Genomic DNA, 3,394 nt, shown 5'->3' on the forward strand with positions numbered 1-3,394 from the left:
CGCTGATCCAATCAGCTGTGGGTTAATGGTTATTTTGATATTAATCTTTGAATTTCGTCACTTTACAACATTTAAAAAGGTGATCAAATCAGAATCTCAATGCAAGAATGAATCTCTCTAAAAAGTCATCAGTACGACATTTTTCCTGTACACAACATTTTAGCTATATATAGTTAATTAACGCTTTATGCTTTATATATTGATATAGAGAGTTAAATACCGCTTTTAAACTGCAATGCACATTACGGATATCAGAATGAAAAAAAACAAGATTGTTACCACTGAAGATATTTTGCTTAAGCTTTGTCAATCAGTGTCAGGAGTGCTCAGTTCTGCAACGGCGACCAACATTGCTTACTCAGCGATGGTACAAAAAATCAACAAAACGTCACTAAAGCCAGATTTCGGCTGTTTCGTTTTGTTTGATGGTGGCTTCTCTGGGCTCGTTGTTATTAACTTTACGGCCAAGGCTGCGCTGGAAATTTACACCAGTTATATGCGCAACATGGGAATGCCAGAAGAAGAGCTGGCCGTGCTGCACACTTCTGACGAGGTGGGCGATGTACTGGGCGAATTGATGAATCAACTCGTAGGCGACTTCACAAATAAAATCCGCAAAGAACTGCAAACCAACATTACCCAAAACCAACCGAAGATGCTGTCACTCAACAAACAGGTAATTTTGTCGGTGGATACTAATTTAGATCGTCCACAAGCACGCCGAGTTACCTTCTCGACAGAAAGTAATAATATTTTCTATCTTGAACTGGCAATGGATAAAACCGAATTCATCCAACTTGAAGAGTTTGAAGTTCAAGAAGATGAAAGCCCTGATTCAATTTTAGAAGCGACTCAGCAAAAACTGTCTGCCAAAGCAAAAAACGACAAGCAAAACAACAGTGATGATGATTTGACTACAGACCTATTGGATGAACTTGGTATTTAAACCACCAACCTCCTCTCGACTCGCTGCCTGATTTTGGGCAGCGATTCTCCACTTCGCTTTCACTTCCAGCATAAAACCGCTAAAATGTCGGACTTTTCTGAAGTTGTAGAATTGTATTTGCGAATTAATGGATAAACAGAAAGCTCTAAAGAAGATCGCTAAATGTCTTGAACTTGGTAATTCCGCGAATGTGAATGAAGCGGCCAATGCCATCAAGATGGCGCATAGCCTGATGCTGAAGTATGGGCTTGATAAAGATGACATCGAATTTATCAAGATGGGCAAAACCCAATCAACCCATTTACTACCCGCATCGATCACCTCATCACTACTGCGAGTGATCCGCGGTATCAATACTAAGTTTGGTGTAGAAGCGGTGCTACTCAATCATAAAGGACTCAAACGTGTTGAGTTTATTGGTGAGGCCGATCGCGCTATTTTTGCCGCATTCGCTTTTGATATCATTTACCGAGAAATGAACGAGCACACAGGCCAATTTCGAAATAGTTTCGCGGGCAGTGGCACTTCCAGCATGGAAGTCACACGGCGCGTCAATTCATTCGTTTCGGGTTGGATTGAAGGGGCATTAGAAAAGCTTCCAGTGATCACCGCCGATGATGAATCCAATAACAAAATCAATAATTACATTGATAAAGAGTTTCAAAATATTGACCGTGAGACATTCAAGCAGCAGCTGCGTGATGCTATGAAAAATATTACCGCGGATTACGAAACTGGGTTAAAAAAAGGCCGTAAAGTATCTGTAAACCGACCGATTGATGGCGCACCTGCTCCAAAACGTCTTAGATAACCATTAATGCGCTATTCTGCTCTGTGCATTCGATAGAAATGCGCTACTATTTGAACAGAAATTAGCCCCACAAAACATGGTGAAAATTTGAGAGTTGTCCTTAGTTTGTGCCTGTTTTTCTCCTCATTAGTACTGGCTTCTCCTGTTGCTGAGCTAACTGCCCAAGCTCAGCAACAAAACTCAAATGCACAATATCAATTGGCGCTGGCTTATCAGCAAGGGGACAAAGTTGCTGTTAACCTAAACAATGCGTTTTATTGGTTTCAGCAAGCGGCGCAGAATGGACACCCCTTAGCCAAATCTAGGCTAGCCAATCTCTATTTAAAGGGACAAGGAACCCCAAAAGACATCCCTCAAGCTCTATTTTGGCTGACAGACTTAGCCACTAGCGGCGATGTGAATGCTCAATTACAACTCGCTAGAACTTACGAAACACTCCCTTCGCCACCCTCAGCGTTAGAATTGTCAGAAATGTGGTATCGCATTGCGGCAAGTAAGAGTAGCCAAGCCGAAGAGGGTTATGCCCGTGTATTGCAAGAAAAATTCAATCAACAACGTGCAAAACAAGTCTCCTCCATCAGCCAATTAGACAGCGCTTTTGACAGCAGCGATGAAGCTGACATGGTGGTCAGCACTGCACCCGTTGATCGCAACTCGACAAGCTCTATCATGACGGATTACTTATCTCTGTTGTTGCTGATGTTACTCCTTTTGATGCTTATCTATCTTTTCCGCTTCTGGAGCCGAAAACGTAAGACTCAACAACACGATAAAAATAGTCAACACCAGCAAGAAATCGAATCGCAGGCCTTTATGATCAAACAGCAAAAAAGGCAGCTTGAAAGCTTATTCAAAGAGATCAAAAGACTGCAAAACAATCATGTGGCTCAATCTCAGGATCAAAAATTACTATTAGCCTGTGCATTATTTGGCTTTAAACCCAGTGAACTTCCCGATGAAAAAAGCATCAAGCTTCGCTACAAGCAACTGTGCAAAATATACCACCCAGATCTTCAAGGCTCACAAGAAGAAATGAAACGACTCAATGGTGCGTTAAAAATCATCCTGCCTCACGTTAAGTAAATGTTATTTTTAATGCGAAATATTACCGCTCGCGATTAAAACACTCGCTAAAGATAGACAACGCAATCGATCTCCATCTCACTTAAAGTAACAAATAGTTAACTTAATTCTCTTTTATATGGGATAATGCGCCGCGAAAATTACACCTAAATCTTCTAGGTGGGGAGAAAACATGTTTACGATTGAAGGTATTTGCGATTGGTGTAAACAACCAAAGCTATTAATAAAACACGAATATATTGATGGGAAATCGCACCACTCATGTGAAAGTTGCAATGAGTTTGCGCGCATGGATGTCAGGCAGTTTAATATTGCAGAGCAAGCATTTCGAGATCGACAGTCACTGTCACATTAGGCATCAATAGCTATACATGAAAAAGCGCCAACACGGCGCTTTTTTACTGCCTATTTTTAAAGCACACCCATTTCAGCGACTATGATAACTTACCTAATTAGTGACGAGACACTGTTACTAGGATACTTACATTGATCACAAAACAGACAACGGCGCTTTATCTTTGAACAATTTGATTGTTTGCTAAAAATATTTATTA

4 protein-coding genes are annotated in these 3,394 nt (G+C 40.9%); all 4 read left to right on the forward strand.

The window, feature by feature from the left end:
* Positions 1-256 precede the first annotated feature (256 nt).
* The 4 genes from B9J84_RS11115 (at position 257) to B9J84_RS11130 (ending at position 3,195) form a co-directional block, all read left to right on the forward strand.
* Complete coding sequence (locus B9J84_RS11115) at positions 257-946, forward strand: DUF3334 family protein (RefSeq protein ID WP_026028133.1); 690 nt, start codon at positions 257-259, stop codon at positions 944-946.
* A 127-nt stretch (positions 947-1,073) separates the two neighbouring features.
* Entirely contained in the window at positions 1,074-1,757 is a 684-nt protein-coding gene (locus tag B9J84_RS11120; protein WP_017042255.1) for a DUF2786 domain-containing protein, read from the forward strand.
* A gap of 105 nt (positions 1,758-1,862) precedes the next feature.
* On the forward strand, positions 1,863-2,840 hold the full coding sequence (locus tag B9J84_RS11125; protein WP_017048049.1) for a J domain-containing protein: 978 nt from the start codon (positions 1,863-1,865) through the stop codon (positions 2,838-2,840).
* A gap of 172 nt (positions 2,841-3,012) precedes the next feature.
* Positions 3,013-3,195: a hypothetical protein gene (locus B9J84_RS11130; protein WP_010319035.1), complete on the forward strand. Its 183-nt coding sequence runs from the start codon at positions 3,013-3,015 to the stop codon at positions 3,193-3,195.
* Positions 3,196-3,394: the final 199 nt, after the last annotated feature.

The sequence above is a fragment of the Vibrio sp. V03_P4A6T147 genome (genome assembly GCF_002241085.1).
Lineage (GTDB): Bacteria > Pseudomonadota > Gammaproteobacteria > Enterobacterales > Vibrionaceae > Vibrio > Vibrio anguillarum.